Origin of the sequence: Streptomyces sp. NPDC046915 (assembly GCF_040644935.1) — a bacterium.
In the GTDB taxonomy this organism is placed as follows: domain Bacteria; phylum Actinomycetota; class Actinomycetes; order Streptomycetales; family Streptomycetaceae; genus Streptomyces.
The window spans coordinates 124,143-149,893 of record NZ_JBEYXB010000009.1; the positions used below are offsets into that span (position 1 = coordinate 124,143).

General features: G+C 70.7%; 29 protein-coding genes and 3 pseudogenes. 18 read left to right on the forward strand and 14 right to left on the reverse strand.

The features are described 5' to 3' along the window. Nucleotides 1–18: 18 nt before the first annotated feature. On the forward strand, nt 19–1,338 hold the full coding sequence (locus ABZ915_RS24045) for an FAD-dependent oxidoreductase (protein ID WP_361806659.1): 1,320 nt from the start codon (nt 19–21) through the stop codon (nt 1,336–1,338). Further along, nucleotides 1,331–2,764 (forward strand): aminobutyraldehyde dehydrogenase, encoded by a 1,434-nt coding sequence (locus tag ABZ915_RS24050; RefSeq protein ID WP_361806662.1) that lies wholly within the window; start codon nt 1,331–1,333, stop codon nt 2,762–2,764. Before ABZ915_RS24045 ends, ABZ915_RS24050 begins: the two co-directional genes overlap by 8 nt. Before the next feature lie 2 nt (nt 2,765–2,766). On the opposite strand, the gene ABZ915_RS24055 is transcribed toward ABZ915_RS24050, so the two are convergent. After that, nucleotides 2,767–3,756 carry a pirin family protein gene (locus ABZ915_RS24055; RefSeq protein ID WP_361806665.1) on the reverse strand — a complete coding sequence of 330 codons (990 nt, stop codon included), beginning with the start codon at nt 3,754–3,756 and terminating at the stop codon, nt 2,767–2,769. 119 nt (nt 3,757–3,875) lie between these two features. Between ABZ915_RS24055 and ABZ915_RS24060 the strand changes: the two genes are divergently transcribed. Then, nucleotides 3,876–4,364 carry a carboxymuconolactone decarboxylase family protein gene (locus ABZ915_RS24060; protein WP_361806668.1) on the forward strand — a complete coding sequence of 163 codons (489 nt, stop codon included), beginning with the start codon at nt 3,876–3,878 and terminating at the stop codon, nt 4,362–4,364. An 11-nt stretch (nt 4,365–4,375) separates the two neighbouring features. On the opposite strand, the gene ABZ915_RS24065 is transcribed toward ABZ915_RS24060, so the two are convergent. Further along, nucleotides 4,376–4,843: a MarR family transcriptional regulator gene (locus ABZ915_RS24065; RefSeq protein WP_361806670.1), complete on the reverse strand. Its 468-nt coding sequence runs from the start codon at nt 4,841–4,843 to the stop codon at nt 4,376–4,378. 47 nt (nt 4,844–4,890) lie between these two features. On the opposite strand from ABZ915_RS24065, the pseudogene ABZ915_RS24070 reads away from it, so the two are divergent. Further along, nucleotides 4,891–5,187, forward strand: a pseudogene (locus ABZ915_RS24070) (LLM class flavin-dependent oxidoreductase); the annotation flags it as partial. Nucleotides 5,188–5,363: 176 nt separating this feature from the next. On the opposite strand, the gene ABZ915_RS24075 reads toward ABZ915_RS24070, so the two are convergent. Continuing rightward, nucleotides 5,364–6,155, reverse strand: coding sequence for an SDR family NAD(P)-dependent oxidoreductase (locus ABZ915_RS24075; RefSeq protein WP_361806673.1), 792 nt, complete (start codon nt 6,153–6,155; stop codon nt 5,364–5,366). A gap of 93 nt (nt 6,156–6,248) precedes the next feature. Here ABZ915_RS24075 and ABZ915_RS24080 point away from each other — a divergent pair, with 93 nt between their 5' ends. From ABZ915_RS24080 to ABZ915_RS24090, 3 genes are all read left to right on the forward strand, one after another. Beyond that, on the forward strand, nt 6,249–6,881 hold the full coding sequence (locus ABZ915_RS24080; protein WP_361806676.1) for a TetR family transcriptional regulator: 633 nt from the start codon (nt 6,249–6,251) through the stop codon (nt 6,879–6,881). Nucleotides 6,882–6,999: 118 nt separating this feature from the next. After that, nucleotides 7,000–7,614 (forward strand): ParA family protein, encoded by a 615-nt coding sequence (locus tag ABZ915_RS24085; RefSeq protein WP_361807386.1) that lies wholly within the window; start codon nt 7,000–7,002, stop codon nt 7,612–7,614. After that, complete coding sequence (locus ABZ915_RS24090; RefSeq protein WP_361806679.1) at nt 7,611–7,847, forward strand: hypothetical protein; 237 nt, start codon at nt 7,611–7,613, stop codon at nt 7,845–7,847. Before ABZ915_RS24085 ends, ABZ915_RS24090 begins: the two co-directional genes overlap by 4 nt. A 2-nt stretch (nt 7,848–7,849) precedes the next feature. Here ABZ915_RS24090 and ABZ915_RS24095 read toward each other — a convergent pair whose 3' ends face one another. After that, nucleotides 7,850–9,007 (reverse strand): FAD-dependent monooxygenase, encoded by a 1,158-nt coding sequence (locus ABZ915_RS24095; RefSeq protein WP_361806682.1) that lies wholly within the window; start codon nt 9,005–9,007, stop codon nt 7,850–7,852. A 107-nt stretch (nt 9,008–9,114) separates the two neighbouring features. Between ABZ915_RS24095 and ABZ915_RS24100 the strand changes: the two genes are divergently transcribed. After that, nucleotides 9,115–9,672 carry a TetR family transcriptional regulator C-terminal domain-containing protein gene (locus tag ABZ915_RS24100; protein ID WP_361806685.1) on the forward strand — a complete coding sequence of 186 codons (558 nt, stop codon included), beginning with the start codon at nt 9,115–9,117 and terminating at the stop codon, nt 9,670–9,672. A gap of 114 nt (nt 9,673–9,786) precedes the next feature. Then, nucleotides 9,787–10,599: an SAM-dependent methyltransferase gene (locus tag ABZ915_RS24105; RefSeq protein ID WP_361806688.1), complete on the forward strand. Its 813-nt coding sequence runs from the start codon at nt 9,787–9,789 to the stop codon at nt 10,597–10,599. Nucleotides 10,600–10,718: 119 nt separating this feature from the next. Here ABZ915_RS24105 and ABZ915_RS24110 read toward each other — a convergent pair whose 3' ends face one another. Next, nucleotides 10,719–11,030, reverse strand: coding sequence for a hypothetical protein (locus ABZ915_RS24110; protein ID WP_361806691.1), 312 nt, complete (start codon nt 11,028–11,030; stop codon nt 10,719–10,721). Nucleotides 11,031–11,329: 299 nt separating this feature from the next. Between ABZ915_RS24110 and ABZ915_RS24115 the strand changes: the two genes are divergently transcribed. From ABZ915_RS24115 to ABZ915_RS24130, 4 genes are all read left to right on the forward strand, one after another. Then, the gene (locus ABZ915_RS24115) at nt 11,330–11,650 is read left to right on the forward strand and encodes a GYD domain-containing protein (protein ID WP_361806694.1); all 321 of its coding nucleotides are present in this window, start codon (nt 11,330–11,332) and stop codon (nt 11,648–11,650) included. Between the two features lie 40 nt (nt 11,651–11,690). Further along, nucleotides 11,691–12,389: an SDR family oxidoreductase gene (locus ABZ915_RS24120; protein ID WP_361806697.1), complete on the forward strand. Its 699-nt coding sequence runs from the start codon at nt 11,691–11,693 to the stop codon at nt 12,387–12,389. A gap of 144 nt (nt 12,390–12,533) precedes the next feature. After that, entirely contained in the window at nt 12,534–12,716 is a 183-nt protein-coding gene (locus tag ABZ915_RS24125) for a hypothetical protein (RefSeq protein ID WP_361806700.1), read from the forward strand. Between the two features lie 103 nt (nt 12,717–12,819). Further along, nucleotides 12,820–12,990, forward strand: coding sequence for a hypothetical protein (locus tag ABZ915_RS24130; RefSeq protein WP_361806703.1), 171 nt, complete (start codon nt 12,820–12,822; stop codon nt 12,988–12,990). 14 nt (nt 12,991–13,004) lie between these two features. On the opposite strand, the gene ABZ915_RS24135 is transcribed toward ABZ915_RS24130, so the two are convergent. Next, a complete protein-coding gene (locus ABZ915_RS24135; RefSeq protein ID WP_361806706.1) occupies nt 13,005–13,805 on the reverse strand; it encodes an alpha/beta hydrolase in 801 nt (266 codons plus the stop codon). A 251-nt stretch (nt 13,806–14,056) separates the two neighbouring features. Here ABZ915_RS24135 and ABZ915_RS24140 point away from each other — a divergent pair, with 251 nt between their 5' ends. The 3 genes from ABZ915_RS24140 (at nt 14,057) to ABZ915_RS24150 (ending at nt 17,095) form a co-directional block, all read left to right on the forward strand. Further along, complete coding sequence (locus ABZ915_RS24140) at nt 14,057–15,007, forward strand: helix-turn-helix domain-containing protein (protein ID WP_361806709.1); 951 nt, start codon at nt 14,057–14,059, stop codon at nt 15,005–15,007. A 407-nt stretch (nt 15,008–15,414) separates the two neighbouring features. Continuing rightward, nucleotides 15,415–16,785 carry a ricin-type beta-trefoil lectin domain protein gene (locus ABZ915_RS24145; protein ID WP_361806712.1) on the forward strand — a complete coding sequence of 457 codons (1,371 nt, stop codon included), beginning with the start codon at nt 15,415–15,417 and terminating at the stop codon, nt 16,783–16,785. Nucleotides 16,786–16,810: 25 nt separating this feature from the next. Continuing rightward, nucleotides 16,811–17,095, forward strand: coding sequence for a hypothetical protein (locus tag ABZ915_RS24150; RefSeq protein ID WP_361806715.1), 285 nt, complete (start codon nt 16,811–16,813; stop codon nt 17,093–17,095). 10 nt (nt 17,096–17,105) lie between these two features. Here ABZ915_RS24150 and ABZ915_RS24155 read toward each other — a convergent pair whose 3' ends face one another. After that, nucleotides 17,106–18,260 carry an ROK family transcriptional regulator gene (locus ABZ915_RS24155; RefSeq protein ID WP_361806718.1) on the reverse strand — a complete coding sequence of 385 codons (1,155 nt, stop codon included), beginning with the start codon at nt 18,258–18,260 and terminating at the stop codon, nt 17,106–17,108. A 220-nt stretch (nt 18,261–18,480) separates the two neighbouring features. Here ABZ915_RS24155 and ABZ915_RS24160 point away from each other — a divergent pair. After that, a pseudogene (locus ABZ915_RS24160) lies at nt 18,481–20,012 on the forward strand (alpha-galactosidase); the annotation flags it as partial. A 24-nt stretch (nt 20,013–20,036) separates the two neighbouring features. On the opposite strand, the gene ABZ915_RS24165 reads toward ABZ915_RS24160, so the two are convergent. From ABZ915_RS24165 to ABZ915_RS24190, 6 genes and pseudogenes are all read right to left on the reverse strand, one after another. Next, nucleotides 20,037–20,159: a hypothetical protein gene (locus ABZ915_RS24165; protein WP_361807443.1), complete on the reverse strand. Its 123-nt coding sequence runs from the start codon at nt 20,157–20,159 to the stop codon at nt 20,037–20,039. Between the two features lie 298 nt (nt 20,160–20,457). Continuing rightward, a pseudogene (locus tag ABZ915_RS24170) lies at nt 20,458–20,565 on the reverse strand (sigma-70 family RNA polymerase sigma factor); the annotation flags it as partial. A 174-nt stretch (nt 20,566–20,739) separates the two neighbouring features. Next, entirely contained in the window at nt 20,740–21,348 is a 609-nt protein-coding gene (locus ABZ915_RS24175) for a DJ-1/PfpI family protein (protein WP_361806721.1), read from the reverse strand. A 78-nt stretch (nt 21,349–21,426) separates the two neighbouring features. Next, a complete protein-coding gene (locus tag ABZ915_RS24180) occupies nt 21,427–22,473 on the reverse strand; it encodes a serine hydrolase domain-containing protein (RefSeq protein ID WP_361806724.1) in 1,047 nt (348 codons plus the stop codon). After that, the gene (locus ABZ915_RS24185; protein ID WP_361806727.1) at nt 22,470–23,393 is read right to left on the reverse strand and encodes a hypothetical protein; all 924 of its coding nucleotides are present in this window, start codon (nt 23,391–23,393) and stop codon (nt 22,470–22,472) included. The genes ABZ915_RS24180 and ABZ915_RS24185 overlap by 4 nt, the downstream gene beginning before the upstream one ends. Further along, nucleotides 23,390–23,986, reverse strand: coding sequence for a hypothetical protein (locus tag ABZ915_RS24190; protein ID WP_361806730.1), 597 nt, complete (start codon nt 23,984–23,986; stop codon nt 23,390–23,392). Before ABZ915_RS24190 ends, ABZ915_RS24185 begins: the two co-directional genes overlap by 4 nt. 653 nt (nt 23,987–24,639) lie before the next feature. On the opposite strand from ABZ915_RS24190, the gene ABZ915_RS24195 reads away from it, so the two are divergent. After that, nucleotides 24,640–25,116 (forward strand): tautomerase enzyme, encoded by a 477-nt coding sequence (locus ABZ915_RS24195; RefSeq protein ID WP_361806733.1) that lies wholly within the window; start codon nt 24,640–24,642, stop codon nt 25,114–25,116. 18 nt (nt 25,117–25,134) lie between these two features. Here the strand turns inward: ABZ915_RS24195 and ABZ915_RS24200 are convergent, their stop codons facing one another. After that, on the reverse strand, nt 25,135–25,725 hold the full coding sequence (locus tag ABZ915_RS24200) for a TetR/AcrR family transcriptional regulator (protein ID WP_361806736.1): 591 nt from the start codon (nt 25,723–25,725) through the stop codon (nt 25,135–25,137). Nucleotides 25,726–25,751 lie beyond the last annotated feature (26 nt).

Sequence of the window (25,751 nt, forward strand, 5' to 3'; positions counted from 1 at the left end):
CTCACGAAAGCGAAGCTGATGCATCACGACGTGATCGTGCTCGGCGCCGGGCTGGCCGGGCTCACCGCCGCCCGCGACCTGGCGTCCGCGGGCACCGACGTGTTCGTCCTGGAGGCCCGGGACCGCGTCGGCGGCCGGGTCGAACAGACTCGTACCCCCGACGGCCGTACCGTCCAGCTGGGCGGCGAGGTGGTCGGGCACGGGCACACCGCCTACCTTCAACTGGCCAAGGAAGTGGGCCTTGAACTGGTCCCCAGCTATGTCGCGGAACCCGGGCGTATCACCCGTGCCACGCCGGAGGGCCGCTCGGCCGGCGATCCGCCGCACTGGTTCGGACCCGGCGACGCGCTGCTGCACGAGCGACTGAGTGCGGAGTTCACCGCACTCGCCGCGACCGTCGATCCCGACGACCCCTGGTCGCATCCGGACGCCACCGCCCTCGACCGGCTGTCCGTGGCCGACTGGCTGCGCTCGCGGCACGCCACGCCCGCGGTCGTACGCCTGTGGGACATCGGCCAACTCGCCCTGGCGGGAGGCTCGTACGAGCGGATCTCGCTGCTGGCCGCGTTGCGCAAGAGCGCGGCGGTGCCCGGTTCGGGCACGGGCGACTACGACTACGACGGCTGGGAAGGACTGCGGCTCGCGGAGGGATCGGCGACGCTCGCCGAGGTCCTCGGTCGCGAGCTGGGCGCCCGTGTCCGGCTCGGCTCGCCCGTCGCCGCACTGGACGTACGACCCGGCCGCTGCGCCGTGCGCCTGGTCACCGGTGAGGTCCTCACCGCCGGCGCCGTGGTGAGCGCCCTGCCCGTGGGACCGCTGCGGGACGTCGCCGTCAGCGGTGTGAGCGAGGCCCGCCTGGCCTCGCTGCACCGGCAACGGCACGCCGTCGCCGCGAAGTTCGCCGCCGTGTACGACCGTCCCTTCTGGCGGGACGACGACCTGAGCGGACTGTCCGAGGCCGAAGGGGTCCTGGGCAGCACCTGGCCGCAGGGCGAAGGCATCCTGTCGGCGCTGATACCGCCCGAGCGCTACGGCGTCCTGCTGGGCACTCCGCCGCAGCTCCGTACGCCCGAACTGCTCACCGAGATGGCCGCCATGTTCGGCGACGAGGCACTGCGGCCGGCCGCCTGCCATCTGCGGCTGTGGGGCACCGACCCGTGGACCCAGGGGTACGTCACCCAGTGGCCGCCCGGTGAGGTCACCGCGGTCGGCCCCCTGCACGGCACCCACGAACCGCCGTTCTACGTCTGCGGCTCGGACCAGTGGGTCGCCGGATACATGGAGGGCGCCGTCCGCACCGGCCGCGCCGCCGCCGAGGAGGCACTGCGCCGTGGCTGACACCGCTCGCCTCACCACCGTCCTCAACCACATCGGCGGCAAGGAGGTACCGGCCGTCTCCGGGGCCACGGTTCGACTCGTCGCCCCGGCCACCGGACTCCCCCACGGCACGGCCCCGCTCTCCGGCCCCGAGGACGTCGACGCGGCCTGCCGCGCGGCGCAGGAGGCCTTTCCCGGCTGGTCGGCCACGACTCCGGCGCTGCGGCAGGCCGCGCTGCTGCGCATCGCCGACGCCCTGGAGCGGGAGTCGGCCGTCCTGGCGGGCGCCGAGGTGACCGACACGGGCAAGCCGCGGGCCCTGTTCCTGGCGGACGAGTTGCCGGCGATCGTGGACGTGCTGCGGTATTTCGCCGGAGCCGCCCGGAACCTGCCGGGAGCCGCCGCCGCCGAGTACACGCCGGGCCGCACCTCCGTCCTGCGCCGTGAGCCGGTCGGTGTCTGCGCCCAGATCACCCCGTGGAACTACCCGCTGATGATGGCGGTGTGGAAGGTCGCCCCCGCGCTGGCCGCGGGCAACACCGTCGTCCTGAAACCGTCCGACACCACACCCTCCTCCACCACGCTCCTCGCCCGGCTGGCCGCCGAGCACCTGCCGCCCGGTGTGCTCAACGTCGTGTGCGGCGACCGTGGCACCGGGCGGCTGCTCGTCGCCCATCCGCAGGTGCGGCTGGTCGCCGTCACCGGCAGTGTCCGCGCCGGACAGGAGATCGCCGCCGCGGCGGCGGCCGATCTCAAGCGGCTGCACCTCGAACTCGGCGGCAACGCACCGGTACTGGTCCACGAGGACGCCGACCTCGACGACGCGGTCGAGCAGTTGTCGTCGCTGGCGTTCTACAACGCTGGGCAGGACTGCACGGCCGCCACCAGGATCCTGGTCCACCGGCGGATCCACGACGCCTTCCTGGACGCCTTCGCCGACCGGGCCGCACGACGCGTACCCGGAGCCCCCGACGACGATCACGCCGACTTCGGCCCGCTCGCCGGCGCCGCCCAACTGGCCTCCGTACACGGCCTGCTGGAGCGACTGCCGGACCATGCCGAGATCGTCACCGGTGGAACCGCCCTGGACCGTCCCGGCTATTTCCACCGGGCCACGGTGGTCGCCGGAGTGCGGCAGGAGGACGAGATCGTACGCAGCGAGGTGTTCGGGCCCGTCGTCACCGTCCAGCCCTTCACCGACGAGTCCGAGGCCCTCCGCATGGCGAACTCCGTCCCCCAGGGGCTCGCCGCGAGCGTGTGGACCCGCGACCACGACCGCGCCATGCGGGCGAGCCGGGCGCTCCACACCGGCATCGTCTGGCTCAACACCCACGGCACGACGGTGTCGGAGATGCCGCACGGCGGCGTACGGCACTCCGGCTACGGCAGCGACCTCTCCCTCACCGGCCTGCTCGACTACACGCAGGTCAAGCACGTGATGCTGTGAGGTCAGCGACGCGGGGGATTACCGCGCGGCGTGATGTGGGCGTTCGGGAGGGCCGGTGCGGGGAGACGGCCGCCCGGGAAGCCTTCGACCGCGCCGAAACGGTCGGAGGACGCCTCCCAGTCCTCTCTGGCCCGGACGATGTCCTCGTGGCTGCGTCCGATGAAGTTCCACCACATGACGATCGCCTCCTCGAAGGGAGGACCGCCGAGCAGAATCACCCGTGCCGGGACGTCCGACTCGTTCACCACCGTCAGGTTTTCGGCGCCGCAGGGGACGTAGCCGAGTTCGGCCGGGCTCAGTGCGGTGTCGGTCAGGCGGACGCTGCCGCTGTCCACGAGAAGGCCGTGCTCGAAGGCGGTGTCCACGGCGAGGGTGATCACCGCACGCGGTTCCAGGGTGATCTCGGCGCCGAGCAGGGGCGTGAAGGTCCGCACCGGGGAGGTGCTTCCGGCGAGCGAGCCCAGGAAGACCCTGATCCCGGCCCCGTCGATGCGCACGGGCTCGGGCACGTGGTGCTGGAAGTCCCGCTCGGCGTCGCGGTGCTCCTCGGGCAGCGCCACCCACAGCTGGACGCCGTGGAGGAGGGTGGTGCGCGGGGTGGAGACCTCGGAGTGGCAGATGCCGTGTCCGCCGGTCATGAGGTTCATCTCGCCGGGCCGGATCAAGGCGTGGGTGCCGAGGCTGTCGCGGTGCTCGATCTCCCCGCTGAACAGCCAGCTCACCGTCTGGAGGCCGGTGTGCGGATGCGGGGGTACGTCCATGCCTCCGGTCCCGGTGACGTCGTCGGGACCGTAGTGATCCGCGAAGCACCAGGCACCGATCAGCGTCCGGGCCCGCTGCGGCAGCGTCCTGCGCACGCGCATCGCACGTGGACCGCCCAGGGGCACCTCCCGCGCCGACAGCACCTCGACACCGGGCGCTCCGGCCGGCCTGCCGTCGTCGACCGGCGCCCCGCACCTCAGCGCCGCGGGTTCGGTTTCCACGTTGCTCATCGCAGCCACCCCTCGCACAATTAGTTGCTACATCAACTATCATGCCATGAGCGCAGGCCGACGACCACAGCACCGATCCGTGTGCGGGCCGGCCTGGGCGGTCGCGAAGGAGGCCCGGATTGAGCAGTAGCCCCACCGGATCCGCACTGCGCAGGATCTTCGTCGACAAACAGAGCCCCAAGGCCTTCCACGCCCTCCTGGAGACCTCGGAGGCGGTGCGCGCGGTGGCCGCCGAGGCGGGGCTCGACCGCACCACCGTGGAACTGATCAACCTCCGGGTGTCCCAGCTCAACGGCTGCGCCTACTGCCTCGACCTCCACACCAGGGCGGCCCTGCGCGCGGGCGAGTCACCACAGAGACTGGGAGTGCTGGCGGCCTGGCGGGACACCGCCTCGTTCACCGACTCGGAGCGCGCGGCGCTCGCCCTGGCCGAGGTGACGACCGATCCGACGAATGCCGACGCACAGGCGTCCGCCTACGATGCCGCCCGGCAGGTGCTCACCGACGACCAGGTCTCCGCCGTGATCTGGGTGGCGATCACCATCAACGCCTTCAACCGGGTGTCGATCTTGAGCAAGCATCCGGTACCGGCGCCCCGCAAGGAGTAGTCCCACCCCGCTCAGGGCTGGTCCTCGCCCATCCTGCCCACGACACGCTCGGACATCGCGGCCAGCACCCGCAGTTCCGCGGGCGTGACATGATCGAGGAACAGCTCGCGCACCCCCTCGACATGGCGCGGGGCAGCGGCCTCGATCGCCGCACGCCCCTCCTCCGTGATCACCACGAACGCGCCGCGCCCGTCCTCGGGGCACTCCTCCCGCACGACCAGACCGCGCTTGGCCATACGGGCGACGTGGTGGGACATCCGGCTCTTCTCCCACTCCAACGCCTGGGCGAGGTCCAGGACCCGCTGCCGACCCTCGGGCACATCGGTCAGCTGGACCAGCACCGCGAAGTCCGCGGCCGACATGTTCGACTCGCTTTGCAGCATGCGCGACAGACGGCCTACGAGCTTGTCATGCAACCGGACAAACCCCCGCCACGCGCGCTGCTCCTCTGGCGTCAACCACTGCGCCGTCTCGTCCATGGAAGAAAGTCTAGGCATAGTTGACAGTTCACCAAACTGGCGACCCTCGGCGCGAGGCCATCCTCGGGCGCGGCTCCTTCACGGAGTCGTTCCCCTCTTCGGCTACGACCTGAGCGAGGAGAAGATCGAGCTCTTCGCCAAGCTGCTGAAGGAGAAGACCGTCACCTGGAGCGACACCAAGCGGGCGCCACTCGACAGCGCCGACGTCTTCCCCAAGACCGAGTCAGGGCACCCAGTCGGTCGTCCGCACCGCGCGCTACGGGTTCCCGCTCATGACCGCCGTCATCGGCGGCTCTCCGGAGCGCTTCGCGCCCTACCTCGACCTGCACCGTCGCGCTACCGACGCCACGGGCGCCCAGCCGGTCAGCGCCCGCCTGCGCGCCGTCGAGCTGTATGGCACCCGAGTGGTGTCCGCGAGATCCTCGTGGGCTGATGCCAGGAACAACGTAGGCGTCCTGGGCGCGGGGAAGGCCAGGACCGGGACCGTGCCGGCACGACTCTCGCCGGTGACGGTCGTGGCTCAGCGGCTGGGCCGCTGGGACGCCACGATCGTGTCCATGGTCTGCTCCGCGCCCACCCACCGCTGCACGCGTTCCGAGAACCCCGGGAACTGTGACGCGACCTTGGTGAGGAACTTCAGCTCGAACGGGGCGACATTGATCTCGGCGATGTCTCGTTCCACCGCCCGGATCACTCCCCTGACGACCCGCTCCGGCGAGACGGTACGTACACCTCCAGGCGTCGGCGAGCCGGTGTTCGCGAACATGCCCAGGTCGCGCACGAAGCCGGGCTGGACGATCGAGACGCCCACGCCCGTGCCGTGCAGGTCCTGACGGAAGGACAGGGAGAAGCCCCGCAGTCCGAACTTCGTCGCGGTGTACATCGACGACGACTTGGTGGCCGCCATGGCCGACAGGGACCCGACGAAGCAGATGTGCCCGCGCCCCGCCTCCACCATGTCCTGGGCGAGCAGGCGCGCGAGCACAGCGGGTGCGCGCAGGTTGACCGCGAACGCCCGGTCGATCTGGGCCGGCGTGTAGTCCAGCACGTCGCCGCTGGAGGGCAGGGCCGCGTTGGCGACCAGGATCTGTGTGCCGGCGGCTTCCGCGGCCAGGCGTCGCACGTCCTCCGCGTCGGCGAGATCGGCGAGGATCGTCCGGGCTCCATAGCGTTCGGCGAGCGGGTCCAGCGCCTCGCGACGCCGGCCGGTGAGAATGAGTTCCGCGCCCCGGGCCGACAGTTCGGCGGCAAGCGCCCCGCCGATACCGCCCGTGACTCCGGTAAGCAGAACCGTGGCCCCAGCAATCTGCACGACTACCCTCCGGTCTGTTCGTTCGAACGAACAGTAGCCGCTCCGCCGCCCCCTGCCCAGGCCGCGGACTTCACCGGTGGAACAATGAGCGGCATGCCCAAGGCCGCCCTCCCCGCACCCACCGCGCCCTCCGTCCCGACACGTCAGCGCATCATCACCGCCGTCCTGCGGATCATCGGCGAGGGCGGGATCGCGGCGCTCACCAACAGGAGGATCGCCAAGGAGGCCGGCGTATCGCTCGGCTCCGTCACCTACCACTTCGAAACCCAGCACGATCTTCTGCGGGAGAGCCTGCTCCAGTTCGTGCGCGAGGAAGCCCGGTACTTCACCGAGCTGGCCGACCAGTGCCAGACCGAGGGCCTGGACATCGAGGACGCGGCGTCGCTGGCCGGGCAGGTGGCCTGCGGCACGGCCCTCGACAGCGCCCACCTCGCGCCTTTCGAGCTGTACATCCACGCCGGACGCGACGAACGACTGCGCGAGGCGGCATCGCAGGCGTTCGAGGCTTACGACCGGCTGGCCGCCCAGATCCTCACCGCCCTGGGCGTTCCCGACGCCGAGCGCCTGGCGGCGACCACCGTCGCCGTGGTGATGGGTCTGCAACTGCGCCACCTGGCGACCGGCAGCCCGGCAGACGATCTGGTCGACGCCCTCCTGCTGCTCGCGGGACGCGCCGGCGGCCAGTCGCCCGGTACGGCAGCCGGACGCCGGCCCACCGGACGCTAGCCCATTCGAATGGGTCACCGGCGCCACCGGGTGAACGCCGAAGCCGTGTGACGTGCCGACGGCAGTCGGCCACTCGGGACCGCTAGCGTCGGCTCTCGTGCTGCTCAGCTACGCCTTTGTGAACCTGAAACCCGGAGTGGGAAAGACGACCAGCGCGGTCTGGCTGGCTCACGCTCTCCACGAGTCGGGCATCCCCCCGCTGTTGGTGGACAGTGACCCCGCTTCCTCCGCGCTGCGCTGGAGCGAACTGGCAGGCGGATTTCCGTTTCCCGTGGTCGCCCTTCCCGTGGGTGACGTGCACCGGCGGGTGAACGACTTCCTCGGCAACCGGCAGGCGGTGGTGTTCGACGCCCCGCAACTGGAGGACCACGCCCACATCGCCCGGAGCATCATGAGATACGCCGGCGAGTGGATCGTGCCGGTGACCCCGGCCCCCATCGAGCTGGATCGCATGGCACCCATCGGCGGCGAGATGGGCGACATGCAGTCCCTGCGCGCCCGGCCGGCCCGCGCCGCCGTCCTGCTGAACCGTACGAATCGCCCGGACGCCACGCGCACCGGCCCCGACGCCGACGCCCGCGAAGCTCTTGCCGAGCGCGGCTTCGACGTGCTGTCCACCCACATTCCGCGACTCGACCTGTACGCCCAGTCGTTCGGCGGCCCGGTCCACGTCAAAGGCTCGGCCTACATGGACCTCGCGGACGAGCTCATCAACCGTCAGGACGGCACGTGAACCAGCGCAAGGACACCTACCGGGCCGCACTGCGGCGCGAACCGCGGACGACCGCGTCCCGGCAGGCCAAGGTCACCCGGCTGCACACCCGATACGTCCGAGTGACCATCGAGCTCGACCCCGCCTTGCAGAGCAACCTCACCAGTTGGGTGGCTCCACCGGTCTCCGCGCTCCTCCAGGCAGGCACCGCTGTACTGCGCCCTCTCACGAGTTGGTACGGGTCGGGCGAATAGCGTCAACTCAGGCTCGGTGGCGTCCAGTCGGCGTGCCGCAGGACGGTGCGGACGGTCGCGCCGGACGGAGCCAGGCGGAGCGCGGTGTTGCGCACGGCGACCGCCAGGGGGTGACTCAGCTGCTGGCCCATGCGGCCGGCCTGGCGGGCCGCGCGTGCGACGGCTTGGCTGCGTGGGCGGCGTTCGGCGTCGTAACGGATCAGTGCTGATTCGACGGTGGGTTCGGCCGTGAGTGCGGCGGCGAGGGTGGCGGCGTCCTCCAGGGCCTGGCAGGCGCCTTGGCCGAGGTTCGGGGTCATGGCATGGGCCGCGTCACCGAGCAGGGCGATCCGGCCCGCGGTGAAGGAGGGCAGAGGCGTTGCCAGTTCGTGGATGTCGTGGTGCAGAACGGCATCGGGCCGGGTCGCCTCCAGGAGGGCGGGGATCGGATCGTGCCAGGCGGCGAAGCGTCGGCGCAGCACGGCGAGTGGGTTCGGATGCCGTACGCCCGGCGGGGAGTTGAGCACCGTGTGCCACTCCGCCCGGTCGTCGGTGAAAGCGATGTGCCCGAACTCCGCTCCCCTCCCCCAGGTCAGTTCGAAATCCGTGTCCAGCTCGACGGGGTCCTCGGTGATGGCGCGCAGGACGGTCGATCCGCTGTAGACGGGGCCGGGGTGACGGGGGAACAGCTGGGAGCGCAGGCGGCTGCCCACTCCGTCGGCGGCCACGACCAGATCCGCGTCGAGGACGCCGTCCTGGAGTGTCACCCGTACACGGCCGGGATCGCCGCGGTCGGTGGAGGCCACCTCGGCCCCGACGAGCAGGCACTCGGACGGCAGTGCCGTACGCAGTAGCCGGTGCAGCACGGCCCGGGGAATGCCGACGATCGGCGTTCCCAGCTCGCGCTCCAGGGCGACCCCGTCCATCCGGGCCAGCCGACCGCCACGGGGGGTCCGGGTGCCTCCGGTGTACTGGGGACGTGCGGCCGCGCGCACCGTCTCGCCGACGCCGAGGGCGTCCAGGGCGCGTATGCCGTTGGCGTGCAGGGAGATACCCGCGCCCACGTCGGCGAGGACCGGGGCGCGTTCGACGACCGTCACCTGCCAGCCGATCAGGCGCAGGCCGATCGCGGCGGCCAGCCCGCCGATCCCTCCACCGACCACTACCGCGCTCCCGCCCATACCCGGCCCCCTCATGCGCCCTGGCGATCTTTCTACAGATGTAGAAGGAGGGTACTCCGGACGCACTCCGTACGTACCCCGTTCCTCTACAGGTGTAGAAAGGGGGGATGTCCACCGACCGACGCACCCTCCTTGCCGACGCGGCCATCGACGTGCTCGCCGAGTCCGGGATCCGCGGATTGACCCATCGCGCGGTGGACGGCGCGGCGCACCTGCCCCCCGGCACCACCTCCGCATACTTCCGCACCCGGCACGCACTGCTCACGGCACTGGTCCGGCGCCTCGTCGCACTCGACCAGGCGGAACTCCAGAACATCGGCGAGCGGACACCTGCGCCGCGGAGCGCCGAAGAACTGGCCTCCGGGATCGCCGCCTTCGTCGGGCAACGGCTCACCGGTGACGGACGGCGCCGCTCCCTCGCGCGTTATGCCTGCGCCATCGAGAGCGTGCACCACCCGGAACTGCGGGAGATCCTCGAGCCGCGCGAGAACGCCGCACGGCAGATCGTGTGCGACTTCCTCACCGCACAGGGCGTCACGGACGCCGAGGAACGTACGGTCACGTTGCTGGTCTGCGTGGACGGCCTGGTCTTCGACCGCCTGGTGAGCGGCGGAACCGTCCCCGACCAGGAGATCCATGGACTGGTGGCGGCGGCATTGCGGTGACGTGGGCGAGGCGGGCTCGCCACGGGATGCCGAACTCGGAGGCAGGAGGCGGGCGTTCGGACGTAGGTTGTGCCTTGGATGATCCATGCCTCGGCTGAAAGACGGACAGGACTCATGACCGACCCCGCGACGACGCCCGAACCGAAGACGCACCAGAAGATCGACACGTCGGTGCCGCACTCCGCGCGCATCTGGAACTACTGGCTCGGCGGCAAGGACAACTACCCCGTCGACGAGCAGGCCGGCGACGCGTACACCGCCGTCTTCCCCGGTATCGTCACCATCGCCCGCAGCAGCCGCGCCTTCCTGCGCCGCAACATCTCGTATCTCGTCTCCGAGGCGGGCATCCGGCAGTTCCTGGACATCGGCACGGGCCTGCCGACCGCGGAGAACACCCATGAGGTCGCCCAGCGACTCGCCCCCGAGGCACGGATCGTCTACGTCGACAACGACCCGATGGTCCTGGCCCATGCCCGCGCCCTGCTCTTCTCCTCCCCCGAGGGCGCGACCGCCTATATCGATGCCAACGTGACGGACCCGGACCGCATCCTCGCGGCGGCCGCCGGGACGCTGGACTTCAGCCGGCCCATCGCGCTCATCCTCAGCAACATCCTGGGCCACGTCGCCGACTACGATCAGGCCCGCTCCATCGTCGACCGGCTGATGGCCGCCCTGCCGTCGGGCAGTCATCTCTCCATCAACGACGGGTCACTCGGTGTCGACCCGGTCTTCGAGCAGGCCCAGGAGTCCTACAACAGCAGTGGCGCAGTCCCGTACAACCTGCGTCCTGTCGACGTGATCACCTCGTTCTTCGACGGCTTGGAGCTCATCGAACCCGGCGTCGTCCCGGTCACGCAGTGGCGTCCGGAGCCCGGTTCGTCCCCGCAGGTCATCGCCGAGCACGGCGGACTCGCCCGCAAGCCGTAGGCAGGGGACGCCGAGCACGACAAGGGAGCGCGGCCGTGACGGACGCGCTCCCTTTGTACGCCATGCGCCATGCGCCAATTGCTTGCGACTTATGCGCCATGTGCCTGCTGGGACGACTGCTACCTGATCACGACGATCACAACACCTCCGTTGTTGAAGCGGTGGTCGAAGCAGAACCCGGGGTGGAAGAAGCAGAAACTGCGGTGGCCGAAGCCGAACCCACCGTTGTCGAAGCGGTGGCCGAAACGGAATCCACCGTGGTCGAAGCAGCGTCCGTCGTTGTTGTCGAAGCACCCGTCGGTGGTCACCCGGGTGTGCACGGCAGGGGCTGCTGCCGCGGCCGTGCCCGCTGTGGTGATCACGGCACCGCCGGCCATCAGCATGCCGGCCGCGGAAGCCGCGGCGAGACGCCTCGCGCGTTGTGCTCGCATGATGAATGCACCCTTCCTTCCATCGTCGTCTCGCGCGACTCTCAGCGGCACGAGATGGATGGCCGCGGCGCCGGGGTGAATCAGCCGTCCAGGGGTGTGCCCCCAGCTTGCGGCCCTACTTCCTGTACGTGAGCGGCGCCCTTTCGGATTGGCGTTCCGGCAGATGACCCCGGTTCCTCCGCCGCACGGAGAGCTGTGGCTTCCAACGGGTGAATCCAGCCGCTCGGTGAGAGGCGGCCGGCGTGACAGCGGGAAGGGCATTCTGCGTACGGGACCAGAGACGGGCAGGGAGCGCCACCATGCCGAAGTTCCTCATCCAGGCCACCTACACGCCCGAGGGCACGAAGGGTCTGCTCAAGGAAGGAGCGAGTGGCCGCCGCGCCGCCGTCGACCAGGTCGTCACCGGTCTCGGCGGGACGGTGGAGGCCATGTACTTCGCCTTCGGGGCGGACGACATCGTGCTCATCGTCGACTTCCCCGACCCGGTCTCCATGGCCGCCGTCAGTCTCACCGTCAAGGCCAGCGGCGCCCTCAGCACCCGGGCCACCCCTCTCCTCACCCTCGACGAGCTCGACGAGGCCGCCCGCCGACAGGTCGGCTTCCGCGCCCCCGGCGCATAGAGGCCACGCCGTACAGGGGATCCGTGGAACGAGGTGTCCGATGGAGATCGAGGGGTCAGTCGCGCTGGTGACCGGCGCGAACCGGGGAATCGGCCGGGCGTTCACGCGCGCTCTGCTGGCACGGGGTGCCGCCAAGGTCTACGCGGGCGTCCGCAGACCCGAGGACTTCGAGGAGTCCGGGCTGGAAGCGCTGCGCCTGGACGTCACCGACCCGGAACAGATCGCGGCCGCGGCGAGGGCGGCGACCGACGCGACCATCGTGATCAACAATGCCGGCATCCAGGCCGGGCCGGGGTTGCTGGAGGGATCTCTGGAGGGCGCGCGGCAGGAGCTGGAGGTGAACTATCTGGGCACCTGGGCGGTATCACGGGCTTTCGCGCCCGTCCTCGCCGCCAACGGTGGCGGAGCCCTGGTGAACATGCTGTCGGTGGCCTCGTGGCGGGCGAACAACCGGTTTCCCGGTTACGCGGCGTCGAAGGCTGCCCAGTGGTCGCTCACGAACGCGCTGCGCGTGGGGCTGCGGGAGCAGGGCACGCTGGTCGTCGGTGTGCATGTGGGCTATGTGGACACCGATGCCACCGCCGGGGTCGACGCTCCCAAGGTGGAGGCCGCGGAAGTGGCGGCACGGACCATGGAAGCGATCAGCGGTGACGAGCCGGAAGTGCTCGTCGACGAGACCACCCGCCGGGTGCGCGCCGCGCTGTCCGGCCCCTTGGAACTCCTCTACCCGACCGTGTGAACGCACGATCTCACCACCTGGTCGGGGAAGATCGTCGTAGCCGCGACGAATCAGTTCGCGGCGGCCAACCCCTACCGGGGCCGCTACGGCGTCGGTGACCTCACGGGCAGCGAATGGGTTGCCGGCCGCCTTCCCGGCGCCCGGGTGGTGAAGGCGCTGAACACGCTGTTCGCCCCGTTCATCGCCGCGGATCCCCGGCATCCCGAAGGACGGCTGGTGGCCTTCCGCACGGGCGACGGCGCCGACGCGAAGGCGGCCGTGACCGGCCTGCTGGACGAGTTCGGATTCGCCGTGCTGGACCTGGGCGGTCTGCGTGCGGGCGCCTGATGCAGTTGGACGGTCCGCTCAGCGCGAAGCACCTGCTGCTTCAGGACATCGGCTGACGCCCCGCCCAAGCCCCGCCGGCAGGACGGGGCGCGGGAGGGGAATCATGAACCGCCGTGCCGTCCACGACGGCCAGTTCGACCTGGCCGCCACGTACGGCCCTGGCGTTCTGGCCGAAGCCGTGCAGCACGCGGTACGGCCCGGCAGGCTCGGCACGGTCCTCGTCCGGTCCTGGTGGCCGGGCACGATGCCGCACGGCTTCAGCCGGCGTGGGTGAACGGCGCGGGAGTGTCAGAGGCGGGTGACGAACGCGGTGATGTGAGAGGCGACCTGGTCGGGTACCTCCAGTGGCGAGAGGTGGCCGGTGCCGCCGAGCTCGGTGAGGGTGGCGGTGGGGATCAGGGGAAGCAGGTGTTCGCGCAGGATCTGCGGCGGGTCCACCTTGTCCTCGCTGCCGGCCAGCACCAGTACGGGAACGTCGATCGCGCCGACCCTGTCCGCGAAGTCCTCGACCAGTGCCTGCCGCGGCCACGCCGAGCGGGCCGCCTCGCCCGCCCGGGAGCTGTCCTCGTGCACCTGCCTGCGGGCCTCGGCGGACAGCGCGCCGTTGGTCAGTGCCAGATCGATGCTCTGGCTGATGGTCTCTTCGCTGTCGTAGGCGTGCGCCAGCATCTCCTGGAACTCGGGTGTCACACCGACCGGCGCCGGCGGGGCGGGGGCGACGAGCACCATGCCCTGGAGCCCGGCGGGACGGCGGGAAGCGAGCACCTGGGCCGTCTTTCCTCCCATCGAGTGGCCCACCAGGACGTACTCGCGGTAGCCGAGCTCGTCGATGACGCGCTCGGCGTCGTCGGCCAGCTGCTCGATGCCGTACGGGCCGGGCACCTCGGTGGACTCGCCCCAGCCGCGGTGGTCGTACGAGACGAACGCCTGCGCGGGACTGAGGCGCTCGAGGACCGGCCGCCAGGTGCGGTGGGAGCCACCCCAGTAGTGGAGGAAGACCAGGGCCGGTCCGTCGCCCTCGCGGACGTGGCCGTAGACCCGTCCGTCCTTCACGTCGAAGTACCGGCCGATGGGCGTGTGTGTGGTCACGACAGTCAGATGTCCTCGTCTGGGCCGCTGCGGAGCCGCTCTGCCGCGGCCGCCGTCGGCGTGAGCCCCGGCGGTGGGGCCGGGCTGCTCATGACTCGATCGTCGTCCAGCCCTTCTTGATCAACCACTGGCTCGGCTGCCACGGTTCGCAACTTTCGGGACACGGTCACGGACTGCTCCGCGGGCTTCGCACTGCTGCGCTGTGGGCCGCCATCCGGTGTCAGGAAAGTTACGGTCGTACCATTGACGCCATGGCTCCTCATCGCGTCGCAGTCCTGGCGCTGCCCCGCGTGCTCCCCATCGATCTCGGCATCCCCACCCAGATCTTCAACGCGCGGCCCAACACGCCGTACGACCTCACGGTGTGCGGCGAAAGCCGTGGCGGCGTCACCACCAGCACCGGGTTCACCGTCGGAGTCACCGCCGGGCTGCCTGCCCTGGCCCGAGCGGACACGATCATCGTCCCCGGCTACTGGGACTACCAGCGGCCACCGGCGCCCGAGGTCGCGGCAGCCCTGAAACTCGCCTCCAGCCGAGGCACCCGCATCGCGTCCATCTGCACCGGCGCCTTCGCACTCGCCGCGGCCGGGCTGCTCGACGGTCGTACGGTGACCACGCACTGGGCCAGCGCCGACGATCTCGAAAGGCTCTACCCACAGCTTCGGGTGGACCGCAACGTCCTCTACATCGACGACGATCCCCTGCTGACCTCCGCGGGCGTGACCGCCGGCATCGACCTGTGTCTCTACATCGTCCGCAAGGACCTCGGCGCCGCCGTCGCCAACGAGATCGCCCGCGAACTGGTCGCCGCGCCGCACCGCGACGGCGGCCAGGCCCAGTACATCGCCCAGGCCCTGCCGGAGCCCACCGCGCACACCCTCGCCGACACCCGCGAGTGGGCCCTGCGCCACCTCGACGAATCCCTCACCCTCGACGTTCTCGCCAGGCACGCACGTGTCTCCACCCGCACCCTGGTCCGGATGTGGCGGCAGGAAACCGGCATCACCCCCCACCAGTGGCTGCTCACCGCCCGTGTCAACCACGCCCGTGAACTCCTGGAAGTCACCGACCTCGGCATCGAACAGATCGCCTCCCAGTGCGGCCTCGGCACCAGCACCAACCTCCGCGCCCGATTCCGCGACGCCCTCGGCACCACGCCCACCGCCTACCGGCGGACCTTCCAACGGACGACCACGGCCTGACCGCACGGCGCGCGGATGCGTCCGCGAAGCCTTCAACACTTTGTTCGACAAGCGGGACTACGCCACTGTCGGCAGGTAGCAGTCGGAGTGCTCCGGTCCGCCCGGTACCGATCCAGCCCGAGCGAGGAGCACGCGGCTCCGCCGCCGTCGATCCGGTCTTCCGACACCTCCTGTCGCGCGGGCCGATGGAACAGAAGGCGCACTCATGCCGTTCCCCTCGCAGAACGGCTGCACGTGGTCCGCCGCATCGTTCAACTCCCTTTCGTCAACTCTTACTTCACACCTTGACGGAAGTGGTCCGGACCTTTAGTTTCTGCGGGCGACCACTCCCCCGCGTGTGCACTCGACCGTTCGCAAGGTGAACGCGTTCCCGAGCGCCCACCCCCCACGAAAGGCCGCCCCCCACCATGGCCAAACCCAGGCCCCTCTCCGTGTCCGCCACACTGGCGGTCACCGCTCTCACCCTGTCCACCGGACTGCTCGCCGCGTCCCCGGCCCAGGCAGCCACCGGCACGATCACCGGTCTCGCGGGCAAGTGCCTCGACATCGCCGGGGCCAACTCCGCTGACGGTACGGCCGTCCAGCTCTACGACTGCAACGGCACCGCCGCCCAGCAGTGGACGGTCGACACCGACGGCACCATCCGCGCCCTCGGCAAGTGCCTTGACGTCACCGGCAATTCGACGGCCGACGGCGCCAAGCTCCAGCTGTGGACATGCTCCGGCGGCGCCAACCAGAAGTGGACCGTGACCGCCGCGCAGGACATCGTCAACCCGCAGGCCGACAAGTGCATGGACGTCACGGGCAACAGCTCCGCCAACGCCACCCGGATACAGATCTGGAGCTGCTCCGGCGGCGCCAACCAGAAGTGGAACGCGCCTGCCGCGGGCGGCACCACGCCCTCCTCACCGATGGCCGTGGCGCCGTACCTCTACAACGGCTGGGGCAACCCGCCGAGCCCGACCACGATCACCAACGCCACCGGCGTCAAGTGGTTCACCCTCGCCTTCGTGCTCAGCAACGGCTACTGCAACCCTCAGTGGGACGGCAGCCGTGCGCTGACCGGGGGCGTGGACCAGCAGACCGTCAACACCGTGCGGGCGAACGGCGGTGACGTCATCCCGTCGTTCGGCGGCTACAGCGGCAACAAGCTGGAGAGCTCCTGTTCGAGCGCGAGCGAGCTGGCGGCGGCGTACCAGAAGGTCATCAACGCCTACGGCGGTCTCAAGGCCATCGACATCGACCTCGAGGCCGACGCCTACAGCAACGCCGCCGTGCAGCAGCGCACCGTGGACGCGCTGAAGACCGTGAAGGCCGACAACTCCGGCCTGAAGGTCTACATCACCATCGGCACCGGGCAGAGCGGCCCCGACACGAGTCTGATCAACCGTGCCGCCTCCTCCGGACTGACCGTCGACGCTTGGGCCATCATGCCCTTCGACTTCGGCGGCGCCGGCCAGAACATGGGCAACCTCACCGTGCAGGCCGCCGAGGGCCTCAAGTCGGCGCTGAAGAACGCCTACGGCTACAACGACGACCAGGCCTACCGGGACATGGGCATCTCCTCCATGAACGGCATCACCGACAACAACGAGACCGTCACGGTGGCCGACTTCCGCACGATCCTCGCCTACGCCCAACAGCACCACCTCGCGCGGCTGACCTTCTGGTCCGCGAACCGCGACCGCCCCTGCACCGGTGGCGTCGCCGACAGCTGCTCCGGCGTCGGCCAGTCCGACTGGGACTACACCCGCGCCTTCGCCGGCTACACCGGCTGAACCCCCACATCCGGCTAGGAGAACCATGCTTTCCCTACCCCGCCGCGGTCGATCCGCCGCGGCCGCGCTGGTGGCCGTGACGGCCGCGTCGATGCTCTCCGGAGCACCGGCGCGGGCCGCGACCACCGCCCTGCCCACCGGCTTCGCCACCGTGATGAACGCCGCGAGCGGCAGATGTCTCGACGCGAAGGCGGCCGCCACCGCCAACGGCACCGTCAAGGCCGGTTCGTACAACCAGTCGTCCTCCGACAGCACCACGAACGGCGCCCGCGTCGCCTTCTACGGGCTGACCGTCTCCCACAGCGGCTGACCCGAGCCCGCTACCTGGCGGGAACGAAGACGCGTTGCGCCGCGACCGCGGCCCCGCCACGCGCCCACTCCTCGAACGGCAGTGGGCGGACCACGAGATCGCAGTCCACGGCGGCACCGAACGCGTGATCGACGAAGGTCTGCCGGATGTGGTCGGCGAACAGGTCGTAGGAAGCCACGCCCTCGCCGGAGATGATGATCCGTTCCGGGCCGATGAGGTTGGCCACGCAGGCCAGCGCCAGGCCCACGGCATGTCCGGCGTGGGCGAAGACCGCCCGAACGGCGGGATCGCCGGTGTGGGCCAGGCGCACCGCCTCGTCCATCGTCAGTCCCGGGTCACCGGTGGCCTGCCGGGCCTGCTCGGTGATCGCGTGGGTGGAGGCGACCGCCTCGACGCAGCCGGTGTTGCCGCAGGTGCAGACGCGCTCGACGCCGCTCACCGGAAGGTGCCCGACCTCGCCCGCCACGCCGTGCGCGCCGGAGACCACCCGGCCGCCGATGGAGAGTCCCGCGCCGATGCCGGCGCCGACGGTGACCAGGGCGAAGGTGGACAGGCCGGCGCCCGCGCCGAACCACTGCTCGGCCACGGTCAGGGCCCGTACGTCGTTCTCGATAACCGTCGGGGTTCCGACGGCCGACTCGACCAGCTCGGCGAGCGGCACGCGGCGCCAGTTGAGGAAGGGCGTGTACTGGACCATGCCCAACTGGCTGTCCACGTCGCCCGAGATCGTGACGCCGACACCGTGCAGTGAATCGGCTCCTTCCAGGCCCGCCGCCGCCCGCAGCTCGTCCACCAGCCGGGCGATCGCCAGCACCACGCTGCCCACGTCGCGCGAGCCGAGGGACACCCGCCGGGAGGACAGCGGCCGGGCCGTCAAATCGGCCAGTACGCCGATGAGTTCCTCGCCGGTGACCTTCACGCCGGCGAACAGGGCGCGTTCCGCCCGTACGGCGATCAGCGTGGCCGGGCGGCCGTTGGTCCGTGCCGCGGTGGGCCGGCCCACCTCGTTGATCCAGCCGTCGGTCATCAGCGGGGTGGCCACCTTGGTGACGGCTCCCGGCGTCAGCCCGGTCCGCCGGCCGATCTCGGCACGGCTCATCGGGCCGTGCTGGAGCAGGGTCTGGAAGACCAGGGCGGCCGCGGGCGGCTGGTCGGCGAGGGTCATGCGGCGACCCTACCTTTCCTTTGGAAAGTAATTCAAGAGCGATTTCACTCCACCTCTTGCGCCGAAACGGCAGGTCATTCGGCGTCGCGTGGCCGAAGCCGCAGCCTCAACTACGGGGAGCCCTGGGATCCCTGTCCGCCGATTATGTTGACGCCGGAAGGAAACCCCGCCTACATTCGCCGCACTCCTCGCCGGATCGGACGGGACGGTTCCGCGACGGGGAAAGCCCGGCCTGGACTCGCCCTACCTCGTGACGGTCGGCGTGCCCGGGTTCGGCTTCCGCACCGGGGAGGTCTGGGCCGTGCACGTGACCTGGAGCGGCGACCAGCGGTATCTGGTCGAGCAGTTGCCGGAGGGCGCGGGTGCCCACGCCTCGGTGCTGGGCGGCGGTGAACTGCTGCGGGCCGGGGAGATCCGGCTCGCTCCCGGCGAGTCCCACACCACGCCGGTGTGTCATTTCGCCTGGTCCGATCAGGGGCTCGACGGCCTCTCCGACCGCTTCCACGCCCTGCTGCGGGCGCGGCCCGCCCACCCGCGCCGTCCGCGCCCGGTGATCCTCAACAGCTGGGAGGCGGTGTACTTCGACCACGATCCGGACCGGCTGCTGCGGCTGGCCGACGAGGCCGCCGAGGTCGGTGTCGAGCGCTTCGTACTGGACGACGGCTGGTTCCGCGGGCGCCGCTCGGACGACGCCGGACTGGCTCGCTGGGCATGGAGTTCGGGCTGTGGGTCGAACCGGAGATGGTCAACCTCGACTCCGATCTGGCCCGCGACCATCCCGACTGGGTGCTCGGCCCGGCCCGCGGGATCGGCCCGTCCGCCCGTCATCAGCACGTACTCGATCTTTCCAACCCCGATGCCTGGGACTACCTGCTGAACTCACTCGACGCCCTGGTGGACAAGTACGGCATCGCCTACCTCAAGTGGGACCACAACCGGGAACTCCACGAGAGCGTGCACGGCACGACCGACCGCCCCGTGGCACACGCCCAGGTGCTCGCCCTCTACCGCCTGCTCGACGCCCTCAAGCGGCGTCACCCCGGGCTCGAGATCGAGAGCTGCGCCGCCGGGGGCGGCCGGGTGGACCTGGGCGTCCTGGCGCACACCGACCGGATATGGGCCTCGGACTGCAATGACCCGGTGGAGCGCCAGGCCGTCCAGCGCTGGACCGGACAACTGCTGCCGCCCGAACTGATCGGCACCCATGTGGGCCCCGGCACCAGTCACACGACCGCCCGCGTCAGCTCCGACACGCTGCGGCTGACCACCGCCCTGTTCGGGCACGCCGGCATCGAACAGGACCTCACCCGCTGTGCGCCCGAGGAACTCGCCCGGCTCACCGCCTGGACCGCGCTCCACCGCGAACTGCGCCCCCTGCTGCACGGCGGCCGCACGGTCCGCGCCGACCTCGTCGGCGAGTCGACGCTGCTGTACGGGGTCGTGGCGGACGACCGGTCGGCGGCGCTCTACTGCTGGGCGCGGATGGCCACCTCGCCCGAGGGCCAGTACGGGCGAGTACAGCTGCCCGGTCCCGCCCACGACGCGACCTACCGGGTGCGGGTGCGCACCGAGCTGGGACTGCCCTCCTTCCACCAGACATCCGGCCCCGCCTGGCTGTCCGCGGCGCTCGACGGCAGGCTGACCCTGCCCGGCTCGGTCCTCACGGTCGCCGGCCTGCCCATGCCGAATCTGAACCCCGAGCAGGCCCTGCTGCTCGAACTGCGACGCGCTGACGGAACGGACCGGACCTGACGGGACCGTCCCCGTCCGTGCGGCTCACCGCGTCGGCTCGGGCCAGATCAGCCGGAGTTCCCTGACTCTTCTCCTCTCGCGGAACATGAGCCAGGCGAGGGTCGACGGACAGGGGTCGTCGGTGCCGACGGGGTTGGTGACGTCCATTTCCCAGATGGTGATGTCGCGGCTGGCCACCAGGATGGGGGGTGGGGTGGGTGTGTTCCCCCGGCGTGCTGAGCCGGCCGACGAGTCTGCTCTCCTTCGGCCACAACTCGGATATGTCCTGGGGCAGCGTGCCGCGCTCGGACGCCTCCAGGGTCGCCACGGCCTCGTGCCGGCTGTCCTCGGTGAGAGCCGAGGCATCTTCGTGCGCGTGGCCGGCCGTCGACGGCAGTTCCCGGGCCATTTTTCCCTTGGCCTGGTCGAGGCGGCTGCGTACCGTGCCGACCGGTATCTCGCAGGCGGCGGCGATCGCCTGGTAGGAGGTGATGCCGCTGAAGTGGCGGAGCATCGTCACCAGCCGGAGATGCGGGGGCAGTGCCTCCACCGCGTACCAGATCCAGTCCCGCATCTCGTGCTGCTCGATGCACTGCTCCGGGTGCGACGGCCCCTGGTCGCGCACGCGGTCTGTTCGACGGCGAGCGCACCGGGCGCGCGCGTGTCCAGAGCCACGGTGGCCCGAGTTCGCGCGCCCCGAATCCCGCACGATCGGGCTTCGCCTGGCAGGGGGCTGATGCGCGGGGCCTCAGCGCAGTGCCGCCTCGCCCGCGTGCACGGCGCGCATGGCACGTTCGACGGTTTCCCGGTTCTCACCGACCGGAGCCACGTAGTCGAGGACGTCGCGTGCGGCGGCCTCCCCCAGCGTCCGGGTGATCACCCAGGTGGCGAGGTACTGGGACGCCAGGCAGCCGCCCGCCGTGGCGATGTTCCCCTCGGCGTGGAACGGCGCGTCCAGCACGGTGACGCCGCGGTCCTCGACGAAGGGCCGGCTCTTCATGTCCGTGCAGGCGGGCATGCCGTCCAGCAGCCCGAGCCGGGCGAGCACCAGCGCGCCGGAGCACTGCGCACCGATCAGCTGTCGCGCCGGGTCGAGCGGCAGCCTGGCGATCAGCCGGTCGTCGGCTACCACGTCTCGCGTCTTCACCCCGCTGCCGATCAGCACGACGTCGGCTTCGGTCACGAACTCCATCGGGCGCTGTCCGGTCACCTCGACGCCGTTCATGGAGGTGACCACCGGCGTCGGTGTCGTGATGAGGGCCTCCAAGCCGTCTTTCCGGCACCGGTTGATCAGCGCGGAGGCGATGAAGCTGTCGAGCTCGTTGAATCCGTCGAAGGTGACCACGGCTACCTGCATCGCATCTCCTCGAAGCCTCGAAGTACGGCACCGGAGGCGCAGTTTCTCAGGTGCGCCGTGCGCGGGTCGCGGGCCAATTCATGCTCGGTGGCCCGTCCGGATGAGGTGGCGCAGCAGGTCGTAGGCGGTCTGGATGAAGGTGCCGCGGATGGTGGGACCCGTGTTGGTGACGGCGGCGAGGGCGGTGGGCGGGTCGGTGGTGAGGCCGGTGAAGGCGGTGAAGCCGCGGGTGCCGCCGGAGTGGAACCAGACGGTGTGCGTGGGCAGGGTGCGGTGGGTCCAGGCCAGGCACAAGGGCGGGGTGCCGGGGGCGGTGGGCCGTGGGGCGAGGACCTCGTGCAGTGCGGTGCGCAGTGGGGTGTCGTGCGGGGCGGCCCGGTCGGGTTCGAGCAGCGCGTCGAGGTAGTGGAGGAGGTCGCGGATGGAGCAGCGCAGTGCTCCGGCCGCGGGGAGCGCGGGGATGAGCCAGGGTTCGAGCGGGGTGCCGTTGCGGTGTCCTACGGCGTGTCCCGTGCCGGGTGCGGCGGTGGTGTCGGTCAGGCCGAGCGGCTGGAGGAGCCGGGTGCGCAGGAGGGCCGAGTAGGGGGTGGCTGTGGCTCGTTCGAGGATGTGCCCCAGCAGGCCCATCCCGAAGTTGGAGTAGCAATTGCGGGTGCCCGGCCGGCGACGGACACGGGTCCGGGAGAGGGCGGGCAGGAGTGCCTGGGGCGGGAAGTCGCGGTAGGGGTTGGTGAACCAGTGCGGCAGGGCGGCGCGCAGGAATCCGGGGGGCAGGCGGGGCAGTCCGGAGGTGTGCGTGGCCAGGTGTTCCAGGGTGATCGAATGGCTGTGGGGACCACGGGGAAGCGCCGCCGGGGGCAGGTGGGTGGCGAGCGTCCCGCGCGGATGCACCTCGTCGCGGGCGCTGAGTTCGGCGAGCAGGAGCGCGGTGAAGGTCTTGGTGACCGAGCCGATCTCGAAGCCGGTGTGCTCGGTGACGGGCCGCCGGCGTGAGGCGTCCGTCCAGCCCCGGCACAGGATCGTCGATCCCTGCGGGGTGAGGGCGGCGACGGCGAGTCCCGTTCCCTGGGGCGCCGCCGAGGCGAAGGCGGTCAGTGCCCGCCCGAGCGGGCCGGCGGGTGTCACGAAGCGACCGGCTGCTGCTGGTGCCGGACGAGCGCCAGGGTCGCGGCGATCGCCGCTACGACGGTGGTGTGGTGACCGGTCCGGAATGCCTCGTGGGGGTCGTCGGGGATGGGCCGGCCGTCCGGGGGCATCAGCCCGTCGGGACGCTGTACCTCGGCCAGGCGCTGCCAGGCGCCGGTGTCACCGACGGGGTCGGGCAGGCACAGGCCGGCGATGAGGAGTTCGGCGACGAGGTCCCATTCGTGGATCTCGGCCCAGATGTCGGTCCACACCGGCAGCCAGGTGACCAGGTAGTCGCTCAGGGCGGGCGGCAGGTTGTGCGGTTCAGCACCCCAGTCGGTGAGGTGGAAGACGGTGTGGGTGACGGCGTAGCCGGTCATCCAGTCGATCGTCCACGGTTCGGGGGTGTGCCCGAGCCAGGTCGCGGCCGTCAGGGTGGGCCAGTGGGCGTGTACGGGAAGTCCGGCGACGTGGGCGGCGTTGGCGACGGCGAGGCGACGGTTGGGCAGGTGCTCGGTGCCTTGGTGCGCGGCCAGGCCGGTGAGGTACCGCTCGAGTTCGTGCAGCGCGTCGTGCCGGTAGCCGGCGCGCGCGAAGTGGGCGTAGACCTCCAGCGGGTCGGTCATCGCCGGGTAGCGCAGTTGCCGCTCGTACAGCAGCGTGCCGTTGCCGAGCTGCGCCCAGGCGAAGGAGAGGATGCCGTCGGCCAGTTGCCGGTCCGCCGGGGTGGAGGCGGGGGTGCGCAGCAGCAGGCAGGCCGCGAGCGCCGATTCGCCCAGCGGCTTGTAGACGCCGTCGGGGTCGGCCAGTTCGGCCGAGGTTCCGGGTGGGAACGCGCCGTACTCGCGGTGGCGGTGCAGCCAGCCGATCGCTGTGGAGGCCATGCGCTGGGCGAGGTGCCGGCAGGGCAGGTCGGTCATGTGGTCGTCCCCGTGGGCCGTGCTGTCAGGAGGCGGGCGATCGCCACGTCGAGGGCGGTGTGCGTGTCGTTGCCGCCGTAGAGTTCCAGGTGCCGCAGTGCCGCCGGCAGGTCGAGGTGGGTGCGGCTGCCGCGGGCCGTGGCGAGCGCCGCCCAACGCGCCAGCCGCGCGGCCGTCGTGTGGTCGCGGCGCAGCAGTGCGCGGGTGACTCCCTGGGACACCGCGCGCGCGTGCCTGTCGGGCGGGTCGGAGAAGGGGCTGGGCAGGCCGGGCAGGGTGAGACAGTGCAGCGGTGCCATGGCCGCCGACACCGCCTGCCAGGCGAGTCCGGTGAGGTCGATGGTCCGGGGCAGGGCCCGCAGGGCGGGGAATTCCTCCGCGTGCGCGCCGAGCAGTGCCATGCTCGCGTAGTCCCTCCACTGTGCTTCGGGCGGGTCGGCCGCGGAAGGGGGGAAGACACGGAAGGCCTCGACGACGCACTGGCCGTCGGCGTGGCCGAACGGGGCGCCGGCCAGTGCCGCGGGCGCGAAGACATCCGGCCCGAGCACCCGTACGGCCGCCAGCGCCGCCTTGGTGTCCTCGCCGGCATCCACGTAGGCCGCCGGTCCAGACCGATCCTGGGCGCCCGTTGCGAGGGCACCCAGGACATGACCGGCCAGACCTTGCACCGCAGCGGCGAATCGGCTGTGGGGTGAGGGGTCTGGGTCAGGCATCGGGATCCACCATTCTGTTCGCGCGGAACGTCAGTGGCTGTGGCCGGTCGTCGGCGCTCACTTCTCGCGGGGCTCGGACGGCTCCTTGGGCGACAGCAGAGCCAGGAGCAGCAACTTGCCGGCGGCCTGCGGGGCGTAGGTCGGTGCGCCGCTGAACGGGGCTTCCTGAGTAGACATCAAAGAGGTCAAGGCGGCATGTTCGGCGGACTCGGTGGATACCGGTGCCAGGTGAGTGGCTGTCAGAACAGGCATCGTGCCTCCAAAGGGCATCCCCGCCCGACCGGGACGGGAACGGGTCGAACGTCACTCGGGAAGAGCGACGGATGAGCGCCGTCTCGGCAAGCTGCATCACCCCGTACGCTCCCCTCCCTCCACGCCAACCAAAGCAAAATTCATATAAATCACCCATATCGGGCATGCGGGGACGGTCATCGACCGTCCCGCAGCGAGTCAGCCCAGGTATCCCGCCTTATGACGGTCGTTATAAGTTCAGTGTAGGGTCTGACTATAACGAGCGTTATAGGAGGCAGCCCATGACCGTCAACACCGTGAACACCTCGAAGGGGCGCCTGAGCCTCGCGCAGCGCCGCACACTGGCCGAGACCCTGACGGACGCGGTGCTCGTACCCGAGGTGGGCCGGTTCGCGCCGGCCGCCCGGATCGGGTTCCAGGTGCACTTCGTGGAGCGCGAACCGGACATGGTGGCCATCGGCGGCCGCTTGTCGGCGGATGCCGGTCAGGAACCCGACGCCATGCTGATCGATGTGGCGGTGATGGACGGCGACTGGCGCCGGGAGGTCCGGGCCGAGGTCATCGAGCGTGTCCTGACCGCGCTGGCCGAAGCATGCGGACTGACCGAGCCGTCGCCGGCCTGGTGGGTCAACTTCCGGGTGATCGAGGAAGGCAGCTGGGGCTCGCGCGGCGGCGTGCTCTCCATACTCTCCCTTCTCGACAGCGGCGTGTTCACCGAGGAGAAGGCCGAGGCGATCCGCGCCGCGATCGGCGCCTGAGCCCGTAGCCCCGAACCGTCAGGCGGAACCGTCGAGCGCGCCGACGATCAACGCTTCGAGCTGCCGCGCGACTTGATCCAGCGGCTCCATGCTGCGCTTCGCACGGCACATGGCGATGGCACCCTCGACGGACGCCACGACCAGGGCGGCGAGCCCGGGCGCCTGGTCGGGATCGGCGCCGTGCCCCGTCAACGCCTCGGTCAGCAACCGCTCCCAGTCCTCGAACACCTCGGCGGCGGCGACCAGGGCCGGTGGAATCTCGTCAGTCGGCGGCTCCTCCACGGAGACGGCCAGCACGGGACAGCCGGCCCGGAAGTCGCTGTCGACGACGATGCCGCGCCACAGGGTCAGGAAGGCGCGCAAACCGGCGACCGGGCCCGCGTCCAGCTCCTTGCGCAGGATGTGGGCGACCGCTTCTCCCGCATACCGCACCGCCTCGGTGGCCAGCTGCTGCTTGCCCTCGGGGAAGTAGTGGTAGGTCGAGCCGAGCGGCGCCTTGGCGTGTTTGGCCAGCTCCCGGATGCTGGTCGCGTTCAGGCCGCGCCTGCTGATCATGTCGGCCGCCCCGATCAGGATGCGCTCACGCGACGGCGCGCTGGACTTGGCCAAGATCGTGCCCCTCTCTGGCTATAACG

Excerpts from the sequence above, each read along its gene's own strand:
- ABZ915_RS24045 (WP_361806659.1), top strand. The coding sequence starts at position 19 with ATGCATCACGACGTGATCGTGCTCGGCGCCGGGCTGGCCGGGCTCACC.
- ABZ915_RS24055 (WP_361806665.1), bottom strand. The coding sequence starts at position 3,756 with ATGAGCAACGTGGAAACCGAACCCGCGGCGCTGAGGTGCGGGGCGCCG.
- ABZ915_RS24065 (WP_361806670.1), bottom strand. The coding sequence starts at position 4,843 with ATGGACGAGACGGCGCAGTGGTTGACGCCAGAGGAGCAGCGCGCGTGG.
- ABZ915_RS24080 (WP_361806676.1), top strand. The coding sequence starts at position 6,249 with ATGCCCAAGGCCGCCCTCCCCGCACCCACCGCGCCCTCCGTCCCGACA.
- ABZ915_RS24095 (WP_361806682.1), bottom strand. The coding sequence starts at position 9,007 with ATGGGCGGGAGCGCGGTAGTGGTCGGTGGAGGGATCGGCGGGCTGGCC.
- ABZ915_RS24100 (WP_361806685.1), top strand. The coding sequence starts at position 9,115 with ATGTCCACCGACCGACGCACCCTCCTTGCCGACGCGGCCATCGACGTG.
- ABZ915_RS24105 (WP_361806688.1), top strand. The coding sequence starts at position 9,787 with ATGACCGACCCCGCGACGACGCCCGAACCGAAGACGCACCAGAAGATC.
- ABZ915_RS24110 (WP_361806691.1), bottom strand. The coding sequence starts at position 11,030 with ATGCGAGCACAACGCGCGAGGCGTCTCGCCGCGGCTTCCGCGGCCGGC.
- ABZ915_RS24115 (WP_361806694.1), top strand. The coding sequence starts at position 11,330 with ATGCCGAAGTTCCTCATCCAGGCCACCTACACGCCCGAGGGCACGAAG.
- ABZ915_RS24120 (WP_361806697.1), top strand. The coding sequence starts at position 11,691 with ATGGAGATCGAGGGGTCAGTCGCGCTGGTGACCGGCGCGAACCGGGGA.
- ABZ915_RS24130 (WP_361806703.1), top strand. The coding sequence starts at position 12,820 with ATGAACCGCCGTGCCGTCCACGACGGCCAGTTCGACCTGGCCGCCACG.
- ABZ915_RS24140 (WP_361806709.1), top strand. The coding sequence starts at position 14,057 with ATGGCTCCTCATCGCGTCGCAGTCCTGGCGCTGCCCCGCGTGCTCCCC.
- ABZ915_RS24145 (WP_361806712.1), top strand. The coding sequence starts at position 15,415 with ATGGCCAAACCCAGGCCCCTCTCCGTGTCCGCCACACTGGCGGTCACC.
- ABZ915_RS24150 (WP_361806715.1), top strand. The coding sequence starts at position 16,811 with ATGCTTTCCCTACCCCGCCGCGGTCGATCCGCCGCGGCCGCGCTGGTG.
- ABZ915_RS24155 (WP_361806718.1), bottom strand. The coding sequence starts at position 18,260 with ATGACCCTCGCCGACCAGCCGCCCGCGGCCGCCCTGGTCTTCCAGACC.
- ABZ915_RS24165 (WP_361807443.1), bottom strand. The coding sequence starts at position 20,159 with ATGGACGTCACCAACCCCGTCGGCACCGACGACCCCTGTCCGTCGACC.
- ABZ915_RS24175 (WP_361806721.1), bottom strand. The coding sequence starts at position 21,348 with ATGCAGGTAGCCGTGGTCACCTTCGACGGATTCAACGAGCTCGACAGC.
- ABZ915_RS24185 (WP_361806727.1), bottom strand. The coding sequence starts at position 23,393 with ATGACCGACCTGCCCTGCCGGCACCTCGCCCAGCGCATGGCCTCCACA.
- ABZ915_RS24195 (WP_361806733.1), top strand. The coding sequence starts at position 24,640 with ATGACCGTCAACACCGTGAACACCTCGAAGGGGCGCCTGAGCCTCGCG.